Below are 20,132 nucleotides of genomic sequence, written 5' to 3' on the forward strand. Positions count from 1 at the left end.
GGACCCCTTTTTCGGATATGATGCTGGTTAGTTGAGGGTCGCCTTGCGCTGCGTGCGGCGGAGGGCGGGCGTAGCCCGACCGGAGGCGCGCGCAGCGCAAGATAGATTTTTGAAGGCGCCGAAGGTGGCGGTCAGCTGCGGTTTTTGAAGCGCCAGCTGTCGTTGCCCGTCTCGATGATATCGCAGTGGTGGGTGACGCGGTCGAGCAGCGCCGTAGTCATCTTGGGATCACCGAAGACGGTGGGCCACTCGCCGAAGGCGAGGTTGGTGGTGATGATGACGCTGGTGCGCTCATAAAGCTTGCTGATGAGGTGGAACAGCAACTGCCCTCCGGAGCGGGCGAACGGCAGATAACCGAGCTCGTCGAGCACGATCAGGTCGAGCCGCGACAGCTGCGCCGCCAGGGTCCCGCCCTTGCCGATCCGGGTCTCCTCTTCGAGGCGTGTCACCATCGACGCGAGCCTTTGTGCCGTGGGCACGAGGTTTTTACGCCCTAGAATCCGGTGATTGCTGGGTGATTGCTGGTTGGATTACCACTGGGATTATTCCCCATAAAATCTATATTTTACAATATTTTAATTGAATAGGGGCATGAAATCTGGTATTTTCGCTACCGCCGCCGGTAAACGGGCACGATAACCCCGCGCTTCGCAGAAATTTATTAGCATTTTCGGCGTAAGCGGCAGGCGGGGGTGTGGCTTGTATCACGCGCGATTCAATCCCGGCGCCGTCACCGACGCGCCATCGGCGTCCGTCCCGTCCGCGCGCATGGTCGATCTCGCCGGAGCTGGCGATGCCGATTGGCTGGCGGCGGAATGGGAGCGTCTCGAAGCCGGCGGGCGCTGGCCGACGCAGACGCACGCCTTCGCGACCGCGCTCGATCCACTATTGGTCGGCCAGCAGCGCCGCCTGTTCTGCGTCCTGCGCGATTCGGCGATCGCGGCGCTGTTACCGCTCTGCCGCGAGCCGGGCTGGCGGGCGCGCTGGCGCATGGCGGGATCGTGCGAATTGTTCGAACCCGGAGACCTTTTGTGCGAAGAAGCGGACGATGCGGCGGCGCTGACGCTGGCGCTCCGCACCCTCGATCGGCCGCTCTCGCTTGATCGCATTCCTGTCGAATCGCCGCTGCTCGCCGTGCTTCGCGCAGCGATGGCAGGCCACGGCTGGCTCTCGATCCGACCGGGCACACCCTGTCCGATGATCCGGCTCGACGCGGGCTGGCGCGATCCCGAAAGCCGCTTCAACGCCGGGCGCCGGTCCGATTTCCGGCGCGCCGCACGCCGCGCCGCGGCGCTGGGACAGGTGCGCTACGAAACGCTGGCGCCGTCGCTCGCCGAATTCGATGCTCTCTTCGACGAAGCGGTCGGCGTCGAGGCGCGAAGCTGGAAGCGCGAAGCCGGAAGCGCGATCGCGGTCGATCGCCTGCGCGAAACCTTTTTCCGTCGCTTTTTCCGCGCCGCGGCGGCGCGCGGAAACTTTCGCCTCTCGTTCCTGCGCATCGACGGCGAAGCGGTGGCGATGCAGCTCGCGCTGATCTGGTCGGGGCGATATTGGCTGTTCAAGATCGGTCACGACGACCGGTTCGGCAAATGCTCGCCGGGCACCTTGCTAATGCTCCACGCGCTGCGCTGGGCCGCCGAACAGGGGCTCCAAAGCTTCGAGCTGCTGGGCGAGACCGAAACATGGATCACCCGGTTCTGGACGCAGGACCATCACGCCTGCGTGCGCGTGCGCACCTATCCCTGCACCGTCGCGGGCATGGTCGCCTTCGTCTCCGACGGGTGCGTCTGGGCCGTGCAGCGGCTGCGATCACGAAAGCGATGACATCCTCGTCGTTCTGGAACTGGCTGCGCGAGCGCCGCTATGCTCTTCCCCATGCGCTGGGCAATATGCTGCCCGCGCCCGGACCGGCGGACGCCGCCGCGCTGTGCGATCGGCTGCGCCGACAGGGAATCGCGGCGACCGTGGGCTATTTTCAAGGCGACCGCGACACGCCCGACACGATCGTCCAATCCTATCGTGCCCTGCTGGCGACGGGGGCCTGTTCGTACCTGTCGGTCAAGGCGCCCCCGCTCGATTTCAATCCCGGCCACCTGCGCGCGGTCGCCGATGCCGCCACGATGGCGGGGACGGTGCTGATGCTCGATTCCCATGGCCCCGCCGATGCCGAGGCGACGATCGCGGCGAGCGAAGCCTTGCGCGCCGATTTTCCGCAGACGGGTTGCGCGCTGCCAGCGCGCTGGCGGCGCAGCCTTGGCGACGCGGCGCGGCTTCGCGACACGCCGACGCGACTGCGCATCGTCAAGGGCGAGTGGGCCGACCCCGACGGCGATCCGGATGATATCGATGCCGCCTATCTGGCGTTGATCGAACGGCTGGCGGGCCGCACCGCGCCCGTGGCGGTCGCAACGCACGACCCGAGGCTCGTCGGCCGCGCGCTCGACCGGCTGGTCGCCGCCGGGACGCCGTGCGAGCTCGAGCAATTGCGCGGGCTGCCGCGCCGCCGCACGATGGCGGAGGCGCGGCGGCGTGACGTGCCGATTCGTATCTATATTCCCTTTGGCCCCGGCTGGTGGCCCTATGCGATCGACAAGGCGCTCGCGCGCCCGCATCTGCCCCTATGGTGGCTGCGCGACCGCCTCGGCCTGCCCGATCGCGGATAGCGGGAAAATAAAATGGGGCGGCCTCGTTGTGAGTGCCGCCCCAGTTTGAGGGTCCGCCGGGAGAGGGAGAGGGCGGACCGGAGAGGGGTGTCAGGTGCCTAGGCGCCTATTAACGCGATGCCATCCGGCTGTCGGTTTCGACTTCGGCAACGCCGGCAAGCTTGAGCGCGGCGCGGAACTGCTTGGCGGCGGCGCGTTCATTGCCGGCTTCGCAGAGCTTGTTGCCGGTTGCGACGAAGCGCTTCGCGCTGGCCTGCTTGTCGCTGTCGACGCCGTTGGCGGCGGTATAGGCCTGTTCGGCGAGAGCCGAGCAGCGATAATCGCTGCTGCCCGTCTGGGCATAGGCCGGCGACGTCGAGGCGATCAGGCCGGTGAAAGCCAGCGCCGAAGCCGCGACGATCGCGAAGGCAGCGGGAAAGCGGCGGAAAGAGGAGATCTGATTGGCCATGGGAGAGGTTCCTTTCGTTTCGTTGTGCAACTTATCTAGTCGCGCTTGCGCGCATATATAATCCTCTATAATCTGCAAGTGCTTTGAAGCAGGATTTAACAATCCCCCATGGGGCGCTCGACGGGATCGAAGCGTTTCTTCGCGTCGCGGAAAGGCGGAGCTTTTCCGCCGCGGCGGCCGATCTCGGCGTCTCGCCCTCGGCGATCAGCCAGACGGTCAAGGCGCTCGAGGCGCGCGTCGGCGCGCCGCTGTTCATGCGCACCACGCGCAGCGTTGGGCTAACCCAGGCGGGCGAGATGTTCCTCGAACGCGCCGCCCCCGCCTATACCGGGCTGGCCGACGCCTATGAAGCGGCGCGCAACCTTGGCAACCGGCCCGCGGGACGGCTGCGCATCAATCTGATGCGCGGCGCGGTGCAGCCGTTGTTCGAGCCGATCATCGCGGGCTTCGTCGATGCCTATCCCGAGATCGAGCTGGAGATTTACGCCGACGACGCCCTCGCCGACCTGAGCGCCGGGGGCTTCGACGCGGGCGTGCGCATGGGCGAATCGCTCGATGCCGATGTCATCGCAATCCGTCTGACCGGCCCTTTCCGCTTCGTCGCGGCGGCGTCGCCGGCCTATCTCGACCGGTTCGGCCGCCCTGAAACCCCCGAACAATTGAAGGATCATCGCTGCATCCGCTTTCGCCTCGCGACCGGGGCCATGATGCCCTGGACCTTCGCGCGAGGAAATCGCGAGGTCGAGGTCGCGGTTTCGGGGCCGGTCATCGTCAACGACTGGATCGCGGCGCTGGTCGCGATGCGCACCGGGGTCGCCATGGGGATGCTCGCCGAGCCGATGGCCAAGAAGATGGTCGAGACGGGCGAGCTCGAACTGGTGCTGTCCGACTATGCCGATGCGACCAGCGGCCTTTTCCTCTATTATCCCAGCCGCAAGCAGGTGATGCCGAAACTGCGCGCCTTCATCGACTATGTGCGCGAATATCTGCCCGAGAATATCACTGCCGCCGCCGGGTGAAGCCTTGGTTCGGCGCAGAAACAAATCCCTTCATCGCCCGCAGAAAAATTGGGCTGGCGAATCCCCGCAAAAGGCGGCAGCCCGTTCTCAATTAGAACAGTTGGGATGAATATATGACCGAACTTGCGTCCATCGACATCGCGGCGCTTCTGCCTTTCATCCTGATCGGCTTCGCCGCGCAGCTCGTCGACGGCGCGCTCGGCATGGCGTTCGGGGTGATCTGCAACACGCTGCTCGTCGCGGTGATGGGCGTGCCGCCCGCGACCGCGTCGGCCCGCATCCATGTCGTCGAGGTGTTCACGACCGGCGTGTCGGGGATCAGCCACCTGCTTCATCGCAATATCGAATGGCCGCTGTTCTGGAAACTGCTCCTTCCCGGCGTCGTCGGCGGCGTGCTTGGCGCCTATGTGCTGACCTCGCTCCACGCCGATATCGTGAAGCCCTTCGTGCTCGGCTATCTGGTTCTGATAGGCGTCTGGCTGCTCGTGCGCGGCCTTCTTTATCCACCCAAGTTCCAGAAGCCCACGGTGATCGCGCCGCTCGGCCTCGTCGGCGGCTTCCTCGACGCCGCGGGCGGCGGCGGCTGGGGGCCAGTCGTGACTTCGAACCTGCTCGTCCAGGGCGCCGAGCCGCGCAAGGTCGTCGGCACGGTGAACAGCGTCGAATTCTTCCTGACGCTCGCGGTTTCGGCGACCTTCATCTGGAATATCGGTTTTGCCGACGTCGCCGGCGCGACACTCGGCCTGCTCATCGGCGGCGTGCTCGCGGCGCCGCTCGGCGCTTTCATGGCAAAGCGCTTCTCGCCCAAGCTGATGCTGGTGCTCGTCGGGGTGGTGCTGATCCTGACCAGCGCCTTCGGGCTGTACCGGGTGTTGATGTAGTCAGTCGTCATTGCGAGGAGCGTAGCGACGAAGAATGCCATCGCGCCTCAATTCGCCGGCCTGGTCTCGTCGATCTTGTCGATCCATTCGGGAAAGAAGCTCGGCTCGCGCGCCGACCAGCCCGGCGCGGTCGCGGCGGCTTCGCTGATCGACTGGAGCAGGGTCTTGCGCTTGTCGGGGTGGAGATGCGGCAGCGACGCCGCCGCGCAAAAGGCGCCGGGCAGCCACGGCCGGGCATGCGCGCCAAGCAGCCGTTCGTATAGGAAGCGATAGGAAGCGAAACCCGGAAGCCGGTCCTGCCCAAGGTCGAACGCCGACACCGCGACGAGCGGCGCGATGAAGCCTTCGAGCGCGTCGAGCCCGCTGTCGTCGGGAATATGCCCGCGTATCTCGCCGATCCGGCGATAGACCCGCGCCTGAACGCGGATCGCGGTTTCCTCGACCATATCGCGCGACCAGCGCGCGATCGCATCGTCGCGTTCGAGCCCGATGTCGAGCGAGCGGCGGATGTATCGCTGCGTCGCCGCCGGAAAGCCCGCGAATTCCTTGATTTCCGAAATGGACAGGTCGCCGGCCGGTCCCGATCGCGTCGCCATCGTCATGCTCCCGCACGGCGCCCGGGGAGCCATCCCCCCGGAGGCCTGCATCGCACAGTCTGCCACCAAAAGGGTTAGCGGTAGGTTAACCACAATATCGGCGATCATTCACTATGATTGCGAACCGTTGCGCGGCGCCACGCGCGCGCCTAATCAGCGGGACTTGAAACCATAAGATGCCTGAGGGTCCATCATGTCGCACATCCCCCAGCCGGTCCTGTCCGCGACCGGCCTCTTCACCCCCGCCGAGCGCATCACCAACGACGAACTGGTCGCCAGTTTCAACGCCTATGTCGCGCGGCATAATCGCGAAAACGCCGCCGCTATCGCAGCGGGCGAAGTCGCCGAGCTCACCGAATCGAGCGTCGAATTCATCGAAAAGGCGAGCGGCATCGGCTCGCGTTTCGTCGTCGACAAGGCGGGCATCCTCGACCCCGCGCATATGGCCCCGCGCCTGCCCGAACGGAGCAATGACGAATTGTCGATCCTTGCCGAGATCGGCGTCGCGGCGGCAAATGACGCGCTCGCCCGCGCCGGCCGCGACGCGGGTGATGTCGATGCGGTGCTGTGCGCCGCGTCGAACATGCAGCGCGCCTATCCGGCGATGGCGGTCGAGATCCAGGACGCGCTCGGCATCGACGGCTTCGGCTTCGACATGAATGTCGCCTGCTCGTCGGCGACCTTCGGCATCCAGACCGCCGCCGACTATATCCGTGCGGGCCACGCGAAAAGCGTCCTCGTCGTGAACCCCGAAATCTGCTCGGGCCACCTCAACTGGCGCGACCGCGACAGCCATTTCATCTTCGGCGACGTCGCGACCGCGATCCTCGTCGAGGCCAAGGATATGGCGCCCGCGGGGCATTGGGACATTCTCGGCACCAAATTAAAGACCGTCTTCTCGAACAATATCCGCAACAATTTCGGCTTCCTCAATCGCGCTCACGGCGGGATCGACCAGTCGGCGCCGAAGACCGACAAGCTCTTCGTCCAGGAGGGCCGCAAGGTCTTCAAGGAAGTCGTGCCGATGGTCGCGGCGATGATCGTCGAGCAGATGGAAAAGCTCGGCCTGCAAGGCGCCGACATGCGCCGGCTGTGGCTCCATCAGGCGAACACCAACATGAACCGGCTGATCGCCCATCGCGTGCTGGGCCACGAGGCGAGCGAAGACGAGAGCCCGACCGTGCTCGACACCTATGGCAATACCTCGAGCGCCGGATCGATCATCGCCTTCCACCTTCATCACGAGGATATGCGGGCGGGCGACACCGGCCTGATCTGCTCGTTCGGCGCGGGCTATTCGGCGGGAACGGTATTCGTGCGAAAGACCTAAGGCACGAAGGTCGTGAACAGATAGACCGCGAACAGCATCAGATGGATCGCGCCCTGCAGCACCGTGGTGCGGCCGTTCGCGAGCGTCTGAGACGCGACGATCAACGACAGGAACAGGAGAACCGTCGACTTGGCGTCGAGTCCAAGGCTGATCGGCATGTCGACCACAATAGACAGGATGGCGACCGCCGGAATGGTGAGGCCGATCGTCGCGAGCGCTGAACCGAGTGCGAGATTGAGGCTGGTCTGCAAGCGGTCAGCCTTCGCGGCGCGCACCGCGGCGACCCCCTCGGGCGCGAGGATCAACGCCGCGATCAGCACGCCGAGCACCGCGGGCGGCGCGCCGGCCGAGGCCAGTGCCGCGCCGATCGCCGGCGACAGGCTTTTGGCGAGCAGCACCACCGCGAACAGGCAGGCAAGCAGCAGGCCGAGCGACGCGAAGGTGCGCCGCAGGCTCGGCGGATCGGCGTGCACATCGGGTTCGTCCTGCGCCTCGCCCTGCGGCAGGAAATAGTCGCGGTGGCGCACCGTCTGCACCAGCGCGAACGTCGCATAGAGGATCAGCGACACCGCCGCGACGAACCCCAGTTGCGTCTGCGAATAGAAAGGCCCCGGCACGCTCGAGGTGAAATTGGGCAGCACCAGCGTGACCACCGTCAACACCGTAAGCGTCGCAAGCGCCGCGCCCATGCCGGTGCGCTGAAATCTTTGTTCATGGTGGCGGATCGCGCCGCTGAGCAGGCAAAGACCCATCAAGAGGTTTAGGATCACCATCACCGCCGCGAACACCGTATCGCGCGCCAAGGTCTGCGCCTTTTCGGGCTCGGCCTGCATCAGCGTCAGGACCAGCCCGACCTCGATCACCGTCACCGCGAGCGCAAGGATCAGCGTGCCGAACGGCTCGCCGACGCGGTGCGCCACGACCTCGGCATGATGGACCGCTGTCACCACCGACGCAGCGAGGACCAGTCCGGCGAAATAGGGATTGAGCGCCACGCCGAGGCTCGCCAGCGCGACGAGGAAACCGAGAATGGGAAAGATGTCGGGAGCGCTGCGGCGCATTTTGCTTTTCATGCGGCTTTATTGCAGCCGCCTTTTTCGATGGCTACCCTTCACGGGATTTAATTCGGGCTGTGCCCGCCACCTTCGCGGGGGAACAGGGGCTTTCTCTATTGCGCGCGCACCGGCAATCCCGCAGCGGCCAGCCGGGCATGCGCCTCGGCGATCGTCGCTTCGCCGAAATGAAAGATGCTCGCTGCCAGCACCGCGCTCGCGCCGCCGTCGATCACCCCGGCGACGAGATGGTCGAGATTGCCGACCCCGCCGCTCGCGATGACCGGCACCGACACCGCATCGGCGACCGCGCGGACGAGCGCGAGGTCGTAACCATCCTTGGTCCCGTCGCGGTCCATGCTGGTCACGAGCAGTTCGCCCGCGCCCAGTTCGGCGAGCCGCACCGCATGCGCGATCGCATCGATCCCGGTCGCCTGGCGCCCGCCGTGGGTAAAAATCTCCCACCGGCCATCTTCGACCCGCCGCGCGTCGATGCTGCCGACCGCGCACTGGCTGCCGAAACGGTCGGCGATGTCGGCGACCAGTTCGGGCCGCGCCACCGCCGCGCTGTTCACCGCGACCTTGTCGGCGCCCGCGAGCAGCAGCGCGCGCGCATCCTCGGCGCTGCGCACCCCGCCGCCGACGGTGAGCGGCATGAAGCAGACCGCGGCGGTGCGGCTGACCATGTCGAGCAGGGTGCTGCGCCCCTGATGGCTGGCGCTGATGTCGAGGAAGCAAAGCTCGTCGGCGCCCGCGGCGTCATAGGCGCGCGCCGCCTCGACCGGATCGCCGGCGTCGCGCAGATCGACGAAATTGACGCCCTTGACGACGCGCCCGTCGGCGACGTCGAGGCAGGGGATGACGCGGACGCGGACGGTCATCTGCTCCCCTCCCGCTGGCGGGAGGGGTTGGGGGAGGGTCTGTTGCGGGAGTGCGTCATGATCACATGCCCTCCCCTAACCCCTCCCGCCAGCGGGAGGGGAACCAGCGACCGCGATCGCTTCGGCCAGGTCGAGCCGCCCGTCGTAGAGCGCGCGCCCGGTGATCACCCCCTCGATGCCGCTCGCAACGTGCGGCCGCAGCGCGTGGATATCGCCGATGTCGGCGACCCCGCCGCTGGCGATCACCGGGATATTAACCGCCCGCGCCAGCGCCACCGTTGCCTCGACATTGCAGCCTTTCAGCAGCCCGTCGCGCCCGACATCGGTGAACAGCAGCGCCGCGACGCCTGCATCCTCGAAGCGCCGCGCCAGATCCTCGACCCGCACGTCGGACACATCGGCCCATCCCTCGGTCGCGACCATGCCGTCGCGCGCGTCGACCCCGACGACGATCCGTCCGGGAAGGTCGCGCGCGGCGGTTTTGACGAATTCAGGGTCTTTGAGCGCCGCGGTGCCGATGATGACGCGCTCGACGCCGAGCGCCAGCCAGCGATCGACCCCGGCGCGGTCGCGGATGCCGCCGCCGACCTGCACCTTGCCCGAAAAGGTCGCGATGATGCTTTCGACCGCCGCGCCGTTGACGCTTGCCCCCGCGAAAGCACCGTCGAGATCGACGACATGGAGGTGCGTCGCCCCCGCCTCGGCGAACAGTCGCGCCTGCGCCACCGGATCGTCGCCATAGACCGTCGCGCGCGCCATATCGCCCTCGGCGAGCCGCACCACCTGCCCACCCTTGAGGTCGATCGCGGGGAAGATGGTCAAGGCCGCCATGCAAGGAATCTTTCAAGGGTCGCAAGGCCATAGGCCTGGCTTTTTTCGGGATGATATTGGACGCCGACGATATTGTCCTTCGCCACCGCGGCAACGAACGTCGCGCCATGGCTACTCGTTGCCGCGACATCGACGGTATCGGCGAAATGATAGGAGTGAAGATAATAGGCCTCGCCCGCCGCGATCACCGGATGCGCAAAGGCCGGGACAACATCGTTCCAGCCCATGTGCGGGATGCGCAGGCCCGGCGCCGGAGCGAACGCGCGCACCGTGCCGCCGATCCAACCCAGACCGGCGTGCCGCCCATGTTCCTCGCCCGCGTCGGCGAGCAATTGCATGCCGACGCAAATGCCGAGGAAGGGCGCGCCCTCGCCGCGCACCCGCCGCTCCATCGCCTCGACCAACCCCGGAATCGCGGACAGCCCGTTCATGCACGCGGCAAACGCCCCGACACCGGGCAGCACGATGCGATCGGCCTTGGCGACGGCTTCGGGATCGGCGGTAACGGCCACATTGTCCGCGCCCGCCGCGACAAGCGCATTGTGCACCGAGCGAAGATTGCCCGCGCCATAGTCGATCAGGGCAATAGCGCTCAAATCCCCCTCCCGCTTGCGGGAGGGGTTAGGGGAGGGGATGTTCGATTAGTGGCGGCGACCTGGAACAGGCCCTCCCCCGACCCCTCCCGCAAGCGGGAGGGGAGATTCACAGCACCCCCTTCGTGCTCGGGATGGTATCGCCCTTGCGCGGGTCGATCTCGACCCCCTGCCGCAAGGCGCGCGCTAGCGCCTTGTACATGCTTTCGGCAATATGATGGTTGTTCTCACCGTACAGCGTTTCGATGTGCAGCGTGATCCCCGCCGCCTGCGCAAAGCTATGGAACCAGTGCGGAAACATCTCAGTATCCATCTCGCCGAGCCGCGGCTGCGAGAAGGTTGATTTATAAACGCAATGCGGGCGACCCGAAATATCGAGCACGCAGCGAGTCAGCGTTTCATCCATCGGCGCATGGGCTTCGCCGTAGCGCGCGATGCCGCGCTTGTCGCCGAGCGCCTTTGCCACCGCTTCGCCCAACGCGAGCGCGCTGTCCTCGACCGTGTGATGCTGGTCGATATGCAGATCGCCCTTCACCGTCATCGCGATGTCGATCAGCGAATGACGCGACAATTGCTCGACCATATGGTCGAGGAAACCGATGCCGGTGGACACCGAATAATCGCCGCTGCCGTCGAGATTGACGGCGATCGCGATATCCGTTTCCTTGGTCGTGCGCTGGACGGTGGCGGTTCGCATGGCCGACGCCATAGAGCCTATTTTTCGTGTTGCAAGGCGACTCTCCCCGCTCGCCCCCTCTTGACCGCCGCCCGCGCGGCGTTCATCCCCCTCCGCCATGAGCGACGATGTCCACGACAGCCTGATTCCCTACGACGAAATCGTGCAGGATGCGCTGCGCGCCGTGGTCGGCCGCGTGCTGAGCCAGCTCGAAGGGCACGACAGCCTCCCCGGCGCCCATCATTTCTATATCACCTTCAAGACGCAGGCACCGGGGGTCGATATTCCCGCGCATCTGATCGCCAAATTCCCTGACGAGATGACGATCGTCCTCCAGAACCGCTTCTGGGATCTGACGGTCGAGGCGGATCATTTCAGCGTCGGCCTGTCTTTCAACCAGACGCCGTCGATGCTCGTGATTCCCTATGCGGCGATCACCGCCTTCGTCGATCCCTCGGTCGATTTCGGATTGCAATTCCAGGTCAGCGACGATGAGGTCGCCGATCCCGAACCGCATGACGAGGCCGACAACGACCGCCCGGAGGCGACTGGCGAAGACGGGTCCAACGTCGTGACGGTGGATTTCGGCAAGAAACGCTGAGCGATGGGAGCCAATTGGCCTCCCAGCCGCTTCTGGCAATTTTGGGCGCTCGCCGGGATGCTCGTCCTCACCGCCGTTTTCTGGTGGGGGGTCGAGGGCTATGCCTATTATGAGGGCGGCTATGCGCGGGGTCCGATCGCCGACGGCCTGTTGCGCTTCAGCCTCCTGATCCTGACCCCCGCGCTCGCCCTCATGTGGCTGGCGGCCGCCTGGCTGCGCCGCCGGGTCGGCGAAACCGGATATTGGCAGCTGCTCGGCCTGGTCGCGGGAATCTGGGCGGGCGCCGTTTTGGTGACGAGGATGCTTCTGGTATGAGCACGCGCGTTGAAAGCGACAGCATCGGCGACATCGCGGTTCCGGCAGCCTCCTATTGGGGCGCGCAGACCGAACGCAGCCGGCACAATTTCGCCTTTCCGCCGCACGAGCGGATGCCGGTGCCGATCGTCCACGCGCTCGCGCGGATCAAGGGCGCAGCGGCCCAGGTCAATCGCGCCCACGGGCTCGACCCCGTGCTGGCGGACGCGATCGCCGAAGCGGCGGCGGCGGTCGCCGCGGGCCGATATGACGACCAGTTTCCGCTCGCCATCTGGCAGACGGGCAGCGGCACCCAATCGAACATGAATGCGAACGAGGTGATCGCCGGGGTCGCGAACGAGACGCTGGCGGGCCAGCGCGGCGGCAAGTCGCCCGTCCATCCGAACGATCATGTCAACATGGGCCAGTCGTCGAACGACAGCTTTCCGACCGCGCTCCACGTCGCGGTGGCGGTGGAGACGGTGGCACGGCTGCTCCCCGCGCTCGCTCAGCTCACCGATGCGCTCGCCGCCAAGACCGAAGCGTGGGGCGATATCGTCAAGATCGGCCGCACCCATTTGCAGGACGCGACCCCGCTGACGCTCGGCCAGGAGTTTTCGGGATATGTCGCCCAGCTCGCCGCCGCCCGCGCGCGGATCGAAGGCGCGCTCGCGCACGATATCTGCCAGCTCGCGCAGGGCGGCACAGCGGTCGGCACCGGGCTCAACGCGCCCGCGGGCTTCGACGTCGCGATGGCGGCCGAGCTGTCGAAAAGCACCGGCATCGCCTTCGAACCCGCGCCGAACAAGTTCGAGGCGCTCGGATCGAACGATGGTCTCGTCTTCTTCTCGGGGGCGCTGAACAGCCTCGCCGTCGCCTTGACCAAGATTGCCAACGACATCCGCCTGCTCGGCTCGGGCCCGCGCGCCGGGCTCGGCGAACTCGACCTGCCCGCGAACGAGCCGGGCAGCTCGATCATGCCGGGCAAGGTCAATCCGACCCAGTGCGAGATGCTGACGATGGTCGCAGCCCAGGTGATCGGCAATCATCAGGCGGTGACCGTCGGCGGCCTGCAGGGACACCTCGAACTCAATGTCTTCAAGCCGCTGATCGGATCGAACGTGCTGCGCTCGATCGATTTGCTCGCCATCGGCATGGCGGGTTTTACCGAGCATTGCGTCGTCGGGATCGAACCGAACCGCGCGCGGATCGACGAATTGATGAACCGCTCGCTGATGCTCGTCACCGCGCTCGCGCCCGAAATCGGCTATGACAAGGCGGCGAAGATCGCGAAACACGCGCATGAGACCGGGTCGACGCTGCGCGACGCCGCGCTCGAGCTGGGCTATGTCGATGGCGCGACCTTCGACCGGGTGGTCGATCCGCGCACGATGCTCGGCGCGGGTCGCTGACCGGAACCTCGGGCACCGTCCGGGGATTGATGGGGGAGGAAGGAAGATGAAGATGGTGGGACGGATCATCGGCGGTGTCCTCGGCAGCGCCATCGGGCGGCAGAAGAATAACCACCCCGTCGCGGGCGCGATGATCGGCGCGGGCACGCTGTTCGCGGCGCGGCGCCTGTTCCCGCAGCGCTATGCCGTACTCGCCGCGACCGCCGCGGCCGCCTATCTCACCAAGCGATGGGCCGACCGCGCCGAGGCGCGCAAGGCGACCGAAGCGGCGCAGGCGTCCGATCCCGAACAGGCGAACGGCGCCGCGACCGACGGCGAAAGCCTGGGCGAAGCGCTGCCGCCAGCGATTCCGGTTGCGAGCAACGGACGGGCAGCAATTCACTGAGTCATCATTCCCGATTGAAAACCCGTGTTCCCCCGCGATAATGTTTCAATCGATCAGCCATCCGCCTGCCATTGCTTCACCGCCTCGATGGGCGAGACCAGCATGAGAATGTTGAGCGTCAGATTGTCGCGGATCGCCCACAGGGTGAACAGTTCGAAAGCGATCGCGATCAGGACGGTCGTCCACCAGCGCATCCGGCTCGCGGCGAGGAAGCCGAGCATCATGAACGCCGCGTCGGAGACCGAGTTCAGGACCGAATCGCCCGAATAGCCATAGGCCATCGTCACTTCGCGATAGCGGTCGATGATGATGCTCGAATTTTCCAATATCTCCCACGCGCCCTCGATCCCGATCGCGACCGCCAGCGCCGGCCATAAGGGCGCGCGCGGTATCAGCAGCCGCGACAGCCACAAGAAGATGAAGCCGTGGATGATGTGGCTGAAGCTGTACCAGTCCGAGATCTGCTGGCTGTTCTGGTTCGACTGGACGGTGCCGTGCCACAGGCTCACCGTGCCGCACGGACAGATCGGCGGCCGCCCCATCGCGATCAGGATCGCGGCAAGCAGCGCGAGAAGCGCGATGGCGACCAGCCAGCCCGTTCGTGACATTCCCGCCATACGCCCTTCCCGCTTGACCGCTGCCCCTACCCGCGCGAATAGCGCGCATGGCTGAAAGCGTCCACCTGAACCGCCGCGGCGTGTTGTTCGTGCTCTCCTCGCCCTCGGGAGCAGGCAAAACCACCATCTCGAAAAAGATGCTCGCCGCCGACGGCGAGATCGCGCTGTCGATCTCGGCGACGACCCGTCCGCCGCGCCCGGGCGAGCGCGACGGCATCGATTATCATTTCGTCGATGTCGATACCTTCAAGCAGATGGCGGCCGACGGCGAGTTTCTCGAATGGGCGCATGTCTTTGGCCACCGCTACGGCACGCCCCGCGCGCGGGTCGACGAATTGCTCGACACGGGCAAGGACGTGCTGTTCGACATCGACTGGCAGGGCGCGCAGCAACTCTATCAGGAAGCGGGGCCCGACGTCGTGCGGGTCTTCGTGCTGCCGCCGACGATGGAAGAACTCGAGCGCCGCCTGCGGTCGCGGGGCACCGACAGCGACGAGGTGATCGCCGCGCGCATGGAACGCGCCGCGAACGAGATCAGCCACTGGGACGGCTATGATTATGTGCTGATCAACGACGCGGTCGAGGAATGCTATGGCGAGGTGATGGCGATCCTGCGCGCCGAGCGGCTGAAGCGCCGCCGCCAGATCGGTCTGATCGGCTTCGCGCGCGACCTGATCCGCTCGGTGCCCGAAGCCGATACGAAGCTGTAACGCTGATATGAATGAGCCGCGTGTCCCCGCGAAGGCGGGTGATGGACACCCGCCTTCGCGGGGACACGCGGCTTTTCTCTATACCGCCTGCGCCAGTTTCGCTTCCAACTCCGCGACCATCTCCGCGCGCAGCGGCTTGGCCTGCCCGTCGGTTCGGCAGACGACGACCGTATCGCAGGTCGCGATCGCGTGGCCGTTCTGGAACATCGCCTGGACGATCGTCCAGCTCGAGGTGCCGAGCCGGCCGATGCCGGTCGCGATCTGGACCGGATCGGGGAAATTACCCTCGGCGAGATAGTTGATTTCGACCGCCGCGACCATCGTGCGCTCGTTCGCCGGGCGTTCGCTCAACGGACGGACGTCGCGGTTCAGCAGCACCCGGCCGCTCTCGAACAGCGCGGCAAAGGCCACATTGTTGAGGTGGCCGTTGATGTCCATGTCCTGAAAGCGCGTCTGCAACTCGATGCGGACGGGGTAGCTGGCGGCATCGAGCCGCCAGCTTTCCGGTTTCGCCATATCAGCGCGGCGCCATGCGGATGCCGCCGTCGAGGCGGACGTCTTCGCCGTTGAAATAGCCATTCTCGATCATGCACATCGCCAGATTGGCATATTCGACCGGGTTGCCGAGGCGCTTCGGGTTGAGCACCGAGGCGCCGAGCGCGTCGCGGACATTCTGCGGCGCGCCGGCGAGCAGCGGGGTGTCGAAGATGCCGGGCAGGATGGTGTTGACGCGGATATTCTCGTTACCCAGGTCGCGCGCGATGGGGAGCGTCATGCCGACGACGCCGCCCTTCGACGCCGAATAGGCGGCTTGGCCGATCTGGCCGTCCTCGGCCGCGACCGACGCGGTGTTGACGATCGCGCCGCGCTCGCCGTCGGCCATCGGATCGAGCGTCATCATCCCCGCCGCCGACTTGGCGATGCAGCGGAAAGTGCCGACGAGGTTGATCTGGATGATCCAGTTGAAGGCATCGAGCGGGAAATGCTTGATGCTGCCGTCTTCCTTGCTGCGGCTCGCGGTCTTGATCGCATTGCCGGTGCCCGCGCAGTTGACGAGGATGCGCTCTTGCCCGATCGCTTCGCGCGCCTTGGCGAAAGCGGCGTCGACCGATGCGTCGTCGGTGACATTGCATTCGCAAAAGACGCCGCCGAGTTCGGCGGCAATGGCTTTGCCTTTTTCTTCCTGCAAGTCGAAGATCGCGACCTTGACGCCCTTGGCAGCGAGTGCGCGCGCGGTCGCGGCGCCGAGGCCCGAAGCGCCGCCGGTGACGACGGCGGATACGGTGGAATCGAGTTTCATACGGACATCCTTTCCAAAATATAAGCGAGTATTCCGGCGAAAGCCGGGACCCAGGGCGTCAATATGCAGCGTCTGCGCAAGGCCGCCCTAGGCTCCTGCTTTCGCAGGAGCACATGAAGAGTTTAAAGCCGCTCGACGATGGTGACGTTGGCCTGGCCGCCGCCTTCGCACATCGTCTGGAGACCATATTTGCCGCCGGTCGCGTCGAGCACGCCGAGCAGGGTCGCCATCAGCTTGGCGCCGCTAGCGCCGAGCGGGTGGCCGAGCGCGATCGCGCCGCCATGGACGTTGATCCGCGCCGGGTCGGCGCCGAGATATTTGAGCCAGGCGAGCGGCACCGGCGCGAACGCCTCGTTGACTTCATAGGCGTCGATATCGCCGATCGTCATCCCCGCCTTCTTCAGCGCGCGTTCGGTCGCGAACAGCGGCTCCTCAAGCATGATGACCGGATCGCCCGCGGTCACCGACACATGGTGGATGCGCGCGCGCGGGGTCAGGCCATGGTCTTTCAGCGCCTGTTCCGAGCAGATCAGCACCGCCGAGGCGCCGTCGCAAATCTGGCTCGCCGAAGCGGCGGTGATCGAACCGCCTTCCTGGAGCAGCTTGACGCCCGCAATGCCTTCGAGCGTCGCGTCGAAGCGGATGCCCTCGTCGACAAGGTGGATATCCTTGCCCTCGGGGGTTTCGATCTCGATGCCGACGATTTCCTTCTGGAAGCGGCCCGCCTCGGTCGCCACCTTGGCGCGGCGATGGCTTTCGAGCGCGAAGGCGTCGAGGTCGGCCTTGGTGAAGCCGTGCTTCTGGACGATCATCTCGGCGCCCGCGAACTGGCTGAACATGAGGCCGGGATATTTTTCCTCGAGCCGCGGCGACTTATAATTGCCCATGCCTTCCTTCATATAGAGCATCGCGGTCGAGCCCATGGGCACGCGCGACATGCTTTCGATGCCGCTGGCGAGGACGATGTCCTGCGTTCCCGACAAAATGCCCTGCGCCGCGAATTGCATCGCCTGCTGCGACGAACCGCATTGGCGGTCGATCGTAACCGCGGGGATGCTGTCGGGCAGTTTCGAGGCGAGGACGGCATAGCGCCCCAGATCCCCCGTCTGCTGGCCGCCCTGCGACACGCAGCCAGTGATCACGTCGTCGATCTTCGAGGTGTCGAAATCATTGCGCTCCGCAATCGCGTCGAACACCGCGGCGCCGAGGTCGACGGGGTGGACGCCGGCGAGCCGGCCGCCGCGCTTGCCGCCAGCGGTGCGGACGGCATCGACGATATAAGCAGTAGCCATGGGGAGTTCCTTTCCGAGTAATCGTCGCCCCCGCGAAGGCGGGGGCCGTTGGAGGCGCCAGGCAACGCCGAATTAGGACGCCAGCGGCCCCCGCCTTCGCGGGGGCGACGGGCTTAAAGTTTCCGCCCGATCAGTTCCTTCATGATCTCGTTCGTGCCGCCGAAGATGCGCGTCACGCGCGCCGCGCGCCAGGCACGGGCGATCGGATATTCGTTCATATAGCCTGCGCCGCCGTGAAGCTGGAGGCATTTGTCCATCATTTCCCACTGAAGCTCGGTGTGCCACAGCTTCGCCGCGGCGCCCTCTTCGGGGGTCAGCTCCTTTTTCAGGTGGCGGGCGAGCGCCCAGTCGAGATGCGCCCAGCCGACCTGCAGCTTGGTCTTGAGGTCGGCGAGGACGAAGCGCGTGTTCTGGAAATCGAGGATCGGCTTGCCGAACGCCTTGCGGTCGCGGGTGAATTCGACCGTGTCGTCGAACGCGCGCTGCGCCGACGCCTGCGCCGACACCGCGATCGACAGCCGTTCCTGCGGCAGCTCGCTCATCAGATAGATGAAGCCCTGCCCCTCTTCGCCAAGACAGTTGGTGATCGGCACACGGACGTCCTCGAAGAACATCTCCGACGTATCGGCCTCATCCTGCCCGATCTTGTCGAGGTTGCGGCCGCGCTTGTAACCTTCGCGATCGGCCTCGACGAGCACGATCGACACGCCCTTCCACGCCGGCTGGACCTCGGTATCGGTCTTGACGCACACTAGGATCAGGTCGGCGTTCTGGCCGTTGGTGATATAGGTTTTCGACCCGTTGATGACATAGTGATTGCCATCCTTCTTCGCGGTCGTGCGCATCCCCTGAAGATCGCTGCCAGTGCCCGGTTCGGTCATCGCGATCGCGGTGATCACCTCGCCCGCGACCATCTTGGGCAGCCAGTGCTTCTTCTGCTCTTCGCTGCCATATTTGACGATATAGCTGGTGACGATGTCGGACTGGAGCGAAAAGCCCGTCGTCACGCGGCCGTAATAGGCGCTTTCCTCATCGACGATCGCATTATAGCCGAAATCGAGGCCGAGGCCGCCATAGGCTTCGGGAACCGTCGGGCAGAGCATGCCGAGTTCGCCCGCCTTGGGCCAGATCGACTTGGGAACGATCCCGTCCTCGGCCCATTGCGCCTGGTGGGGCGCGACTTCCTTTTCGAGGAACTGGCGCACCGTGGCGCGAAACGCCTCATGATCGTCGGTGTAGGCCGAGCGCGAGAGATTATCGAGCGACATCATCTTCCTTTCGTGACGGCGGCCGGACGCAATCGGGGAGCCGGACGCGCGAGCGGTCGCGCCTCGCGGCACGGCCTTCGCCGCCACTGGACCTTACGTTTACGTCCACGTCAAGCAGAAATGCCGTTACGGCAGGAAGTTCCTTCATCGCTGTCCACCTTTCCTCGTCATCCCGGACTTGATCCGGGATCCATGAATTCGGCACAGCGGGAATGGACGCCGGATCAAGTCCGGGGTGACGAAGGGAAAACGGGGTGGCGGCGGGCGAGTCGAGCTCCATCACGCGCCGACGAAGACGAATAGGTTTGCGGCCGCTGGGCAGCGACTGCGCCGCGCGCTAAGCCCTCACCCATGGCCCAACTTTTCCTCGACGCCGGCGCGATGCTCGGCGAATCGCCGCGCTGGCACGCCGCCGAAGCGCGCCTCTATTGGGTCGACATCGACGCGCAGCGCATCCACCGCACCGACCCGGCGACGGGGGATACCGAGACGATGCAACTCGGCTGCCCGGTCGGCTGCGTCGCGCCGCGCGCCGGCGGCGGGCTGGTCATGGGGCTCAAGGACGGTTGCGCGCTGACCGACGCCTGGGGCGAGGAACCGCGTGCCTTTGGTCCGCAGATGCTGGCGGGCATCCCCGAACAGCGCTTCAACGACGGATGCGTCGATGCCGCGGGCCGTTTCTGGGTCGGCAGCGTGACGAGCGACAAATCCAACCCGGGCGCCATGCTTTTCCGCCTCGACCCCGACGGATCGCTGACACCGATGATCGGCGGGCTGCTCACCAGCAACGGCGCCGCCTTCAGCCCCGATGGCGACACCTTCTATCACGCCGACACGCCGACCCACGCGATCAACGCCTATGCCGTCGATCCTGCGACCGGCCTGCTCGGCGAAGGGCGGCTGTTCCACCGGTTCGAGCAGGGCAAGGGCCGCCCCGACGGCGGCACCGTCGATGCCGAGGGATGTTATTGGTCGGCGCTGTGGGACGGCTGGCGCGTCGTGCGCCTGTCGCCCGCGGGCGAGCTGCTCCAGACCGTCGAACTGCCGGTCCAGCGCCCCTCGATGATCGCGATCGGCGGGGCGGACATGCGGACCGCTTTCGTCACCAGCGCGGGCAAGACTCTGACCGACGAAGAACGCGCGCGCCAGCCGCACGCGGGCGGACTCTTCACCTTCCGCGTCGATGTGCCGGGGCTCGTGCAGCCGGGGTTCGGGGGCTGACAAGCCCCACTCTTGCACCTTGCGCCCACCTCGGGTTATGGCCGCTCCATATGGTTTCGCTC

Annotated in this window: 23 protein-coding genes and 1 pseudogene; 11 read left to right on the forward strand and 13 right to left on the reverse strand. The window is 65.9% G+C overall.

Features of this window, described 5'->3' with window-relative positions:
* Positions 1–131: 131 nt before the first annotated feature.
* A pseudogene (locus tag CVO77_RS08585) lies at positions 132–452 on the reverse strand (ATP-binding protein); the annotation flags it as partial.
* A gap of 247 nt (positions 453–699) precedes the next feature.
* Between CVO77_RS08585 and CVO77_RS08590 the strand changes: the two are divergent.
* Both CVO77_RS08590 and CVO77_RS08595 read left to right on the forward strand, forming a co-directional pair.
* On the forward strand, positions 700–1,824 hold the full coding sequence (locus tag CVO77_RS08590; RefSeq protein WP_242446152.1) for a GNAT family N-acetyltransferase: 1,125 nt from the start codon (positions 700–702) through the stop codon (positions 1,822–1,824).
* Positions 1,821–2,663, forward strand: coding sequence for a proline dehydrogenase (locus CVO77_RS08595; RefSeq protein WP_105998678.1), 843 nt, complete (start codon positions 1,821–1,823; stop codon positions 2,661–2,663). Before CVO77_RS08590 ends, CVO77_RS08595 begins: the two co-directional genes overlap by 4 nt.
* A gap of 109 nt (positions 2,664–2,772) precedes the next feature.
* Here the strand turns inward: CVO77_RS08595 and CVO77_RS08600 are convergent, their stop codons facing one another.
* Entirely contained in the window at positions 2,773–3,111 is a 339-nt protein-coding gene (locus CVO77_RS08600) for a hypothetical protein (RefSeq protein ID WP_105998679.1), read from the reverse strand.
* Between the two features lie 83 nt (positions 3,112–3,194).
* Here CVO77_RS08600 and CVO77_RS08605 point away from each other — a divergent pair, with 83 nt between their 5' ends.
* Together CVO77_RS08605 and CVO77_RS08610 are read left to right on the forward strand one after the other, a co-directional pair.
* Positions 3,195–4,130 (forward strand): LysR family transcriptional regulator, encoded by a 936-nt coding sequence (locus CVO77_RS08605; RefSeq protein WP_105998680.1) that lies wholly within the window; start codon positions 3,195–3,197, stop codon positions 4,128–4,130.
* Between the two features lie 113 nt (positions 4,131–4,243).
* Positions 4,244–5,011 carry a sulfite exporter TauE/SafE family protein gene (locus CVO77_RS08610; protein ID WP_105998681.1) on the forward strand — a complete coding sequence of 256 codons (768 nt, stop codon included), beginning with the start codon at positions 4,244–4,246 and terminating at the stop codon, positions 5,009–5,011.
* 47 nt (positions 5,012–5,058) lie between these two features.
* Here the strand turns inward: CVO77_RS08610 and CVO77_RS08615 are convergent, their stop codons facing one another.
* Positions 5,059–5,607: a hypothetical protein gene (locus CVO77_RS08615; RefSeq protein ID WP_106000736.1), complete on the reverse strand. Its 549-nt coding sequence runs from the start codon at positions 5,605–5,607 to the stop codon at positions 5,059–5,061.
* 193 nt (positions 5,608–5,800) lie between these two features.
* Here CVO77_RS08615 and CVO77_RS08620 point away from each other — a divergent pair, with 193 nt between their 5' ends.
* Entirely contained in the window at positions 5,801–6,937 is a 1,137-nt protein-coding gene (locus CVO77_RS08620) for a beta-ketoacyl-ACP synthase III (protein ID WP_105998682.1), read from the forward strand.
* On the opposite strand, the gene CVO77_RS08625 is transcribed toward CVO77_RS08620, so the two are convergent.
* The 5 genes from CVO77_RS08625 to hisB form a co-directional block, all read right to left on the reverse strand.
* On the reverse strand, positions 6,934–8,010 hold the full coding sequence (locus CVO77_RS08625) for a calcium:cation antiporter (protein WP_105998683.1): 1,077 nt from the start codon (positions 8,008–8,010) through the stop codon (positions 6,934–6,936). The two genes, CVO77_RS08620 and CVO77_RS08625, sit on opposite strands and share 4 nt — an antisense overlap.
* Positions 8,011–8,105: 95 nt before the next feature.
* Positions 8,106–8,870 carry an imidazole glycerol phosphate synthase subunit HisF gene (gene hisF, locus CVO77_RS08630; RefSeq protein ID WP_105998684.1) on the reverse strand — a complete coding sequence of 255 codons (765 nt, stop codon included), beginning with the start codon at positions 8,868–8,870 and terminating at the stop codon, positions 8,106–8,108.
* A gap of 75 nt (positions 8,871–8,945) precedes the next feature.
* Positions 8,946–9,701: a 1-(5-phosphoribosyl)-5-[(5-phosphoribosylamino)methylideneamino]imidazole-4-carboxamide isomerase gene (hisA, locus tag CVO77_RS08635; RefSeq protein WP_105998685.1), complete on the reverse strand. Its 756-nt coding sequence runs from the start codon at positions 9,699–9,701 to the stop codon at positions 8,946–8,948.
* On the reverse strand, positions 9,689–10,297 hold the full coding sequence (gene hisH / locus CVO77_RS08640) for an imidazole glycerol phosphate synthase subunit HisH (RefSeq protein WP_105998686.1): 609 nt from the start codon (positions 10,295–10,297) through the stop codon (positions 9,689–9,691). The genes hisA and hisH overlap by 13 nt, the downstream gene beginning before the upstream one ends.
* Positions 10,298–10,403: 106 nt before the next feature.
* Complete coding sequence (gene hisB, locus CVO77_RS08645; protein WP_106000737.1) at positions 10,404–10,991, reverse strand: imidazoleglycerol-phosphate dehydratase HisB; 588 nt, start codon at positions 10,989–10,991, stop codon at positions 10,404–10,406.
* Positions 10,992–11,088: 97 nt separating this feature from the next.
* On the opposite strand from hisB, the gene CVO77_RS08650 reads away from it, so the two are divergent.
* The 4 genes from CVO77_RS08650 to CVO77_RS08665 are packed head-to-tail and all read left to right on the forward strand — an operon-like array spanning position 11,089 to position 13,662.
* Positions 11,089–11,571 (forward strand): SspB family protein, encoded by a 483-nt coding sequence (locus CVO77_RS08650; protein WP_105998687.1) that lies wholly within the window; start codon positions 11,089–11,091, stop codon positions 11,569–11,571.
* Between the two features lie 3 nt (positions 11,572–11,574).
* Entirely contained in the window at positions 11,575–11,886 is a 312-nt protein-coding gene (locus CVO77_RS08655) for a hypothetical protein (protein WP_105998688.1), read from the forward strand.
* Positions 11,883–13,277, forward strand: coding sequence for a class II fumarate hydratase (gene fumC, locus CVO77_RS08660; RefSeq protein ID WP_105998689.1), 1,395 nt, complete (start codon positions 11,883–11,885; stop codon positions 13,275–13,277). The genes CVO77_RS08655 and fumC overlap by 4 nt, the downstream gene beginning before the upstream one ends.
* Positions 13,278–13,323: 46 nt before the next feature.
* Positions 13,324–13,662, forward strand: a complete 339-nt coding sequence (locus CVO77_RS08665) for a hypothetical protein (protein ID WP_105998690.1) — start codon at positions 13,324–13,326, stop codon at positions 13,660–13,662.
* Positions 13,663–13,715: 53 nt separating this feature from the next.
* Here the strand turns inward: CVO77_RS08665 and CVO77_RS08670 are convergent, their stop codons facing one another.
* Positions 13,716–14,270: a DUF2585 domain-containing protein gene (locus CVO77_RS08670; RefSeq protein ID WP_106000738.1), complete on the reverse strand. Its 555-nt coding sequence runs from the start codon at positions 14,268–14,270 to the stop codon at positions 13,716–13,718.
* 56 nt (positions 14,271–14,326) lie between these two features.
* On the opposite strand from CVO77_RS08670, the gene gmk reads away from it, so the two are divergent.
* The gene (gene gmk, locus CVO77_RS08675; protein ID WP_105998691.1) at positions 14,327–14,989 is read left to right on the forward strand and encodes a guanylate kinase; all 663 of its coding nucleotides are present in this window, start codon (positions 14,327–14,329) and stop codon (positions 14,987–14,989) included.
* Positions 14,990–15,067: 78 nt separating this feature from the next.
* Here the strand turns inward: gmk and CVO77_RS08680 are convergent, their stop codons facing one another.
* The 4 genes from CVO77_RS08680 to CVO77_RS08695 all read right to left on the reverse strand — a co-directional run bounded on the left by CVO77_RS08680 (position 15,068) and on the right by CVO77_RS08695 (position 18,849).
* Complete coding sequence (locus CVO77_RS08680) at positions 15,068–15,505, reverse strand: acyl-CoA thioesterase (RefSeq protein ID WP_105998692.1); 438 nt, start codon at positions 15,503–15,505, stop codon at positions 15,068–15,070.
* A 1-nt stretch (position 15,506) separates the two neighbouring features.
* On the reverse strand, positions 15,507–16,289 hold the full coding sequence (locus tag CVO77_RS08685; protein ID WP_105998693.1) for an SDR family NAD(P)-dependent oxidoreductase: 783 nt from the start codon (positions 16,287–16,289) through the stop codon (positions 15,507–15,509).
* Positions 16,290–16,411: 122 nt separating this feature from the next.
* On the reverse strand, positions 16,412–17,581 hold the full coding sequence (locus CVO77_RS08690; RefSeq protein ID WP_105998694.1) for an acetyl-CoA C-acetyltransferase: 1,170 nt from the start codon (positions 17,579–17,581) through the stop codon (positions 16,412–16,414).
* A gap of 113 nt (positions 17,582–17,694) precedes the next feature.
* Positions 17,695–18,849, reverse strand: coding sequence for an acyl-CoA dehydrogenase family protein (locus CVO77_RS08695; protein WP_106000739.1), 1,155 nt, complete (start codon positions 18,847–18,849; stop codon positions 17,695–17,697).
* A 351-nt stretch (positions 18,850–19,200) separates the two neighbouring features.
* Here CVO77_RS08695 and CVO77_RS08705 point away from each other — a divergent pair, with 351 nt between their 5' ends.
* Positions 19,201–20,070, forward strand: a complete 870-nt coding sequence (locus CVO77_RS08705) for an SMP-30/gluconolactonase/LRE family protein (protein WP_105998696.1) — start codon at positions 19,201–19,203, stop codon at positions 20,068–20,070.
* Positions 20,071–20,132: the final 62 nt, after the last annotated feature.

It is taken from the genome of Sphingopyxis lindanitolerans (assembly GCF_002993885.1).
GTDB classification, from domain to species: domain Bacteria; phylum Pseudomonadota; class Alphaproteobacteria; order Sphingomonadales; family Sphingomonadaceae; genus Sphingopyxis; species Sphingopyxis lindanitolerans.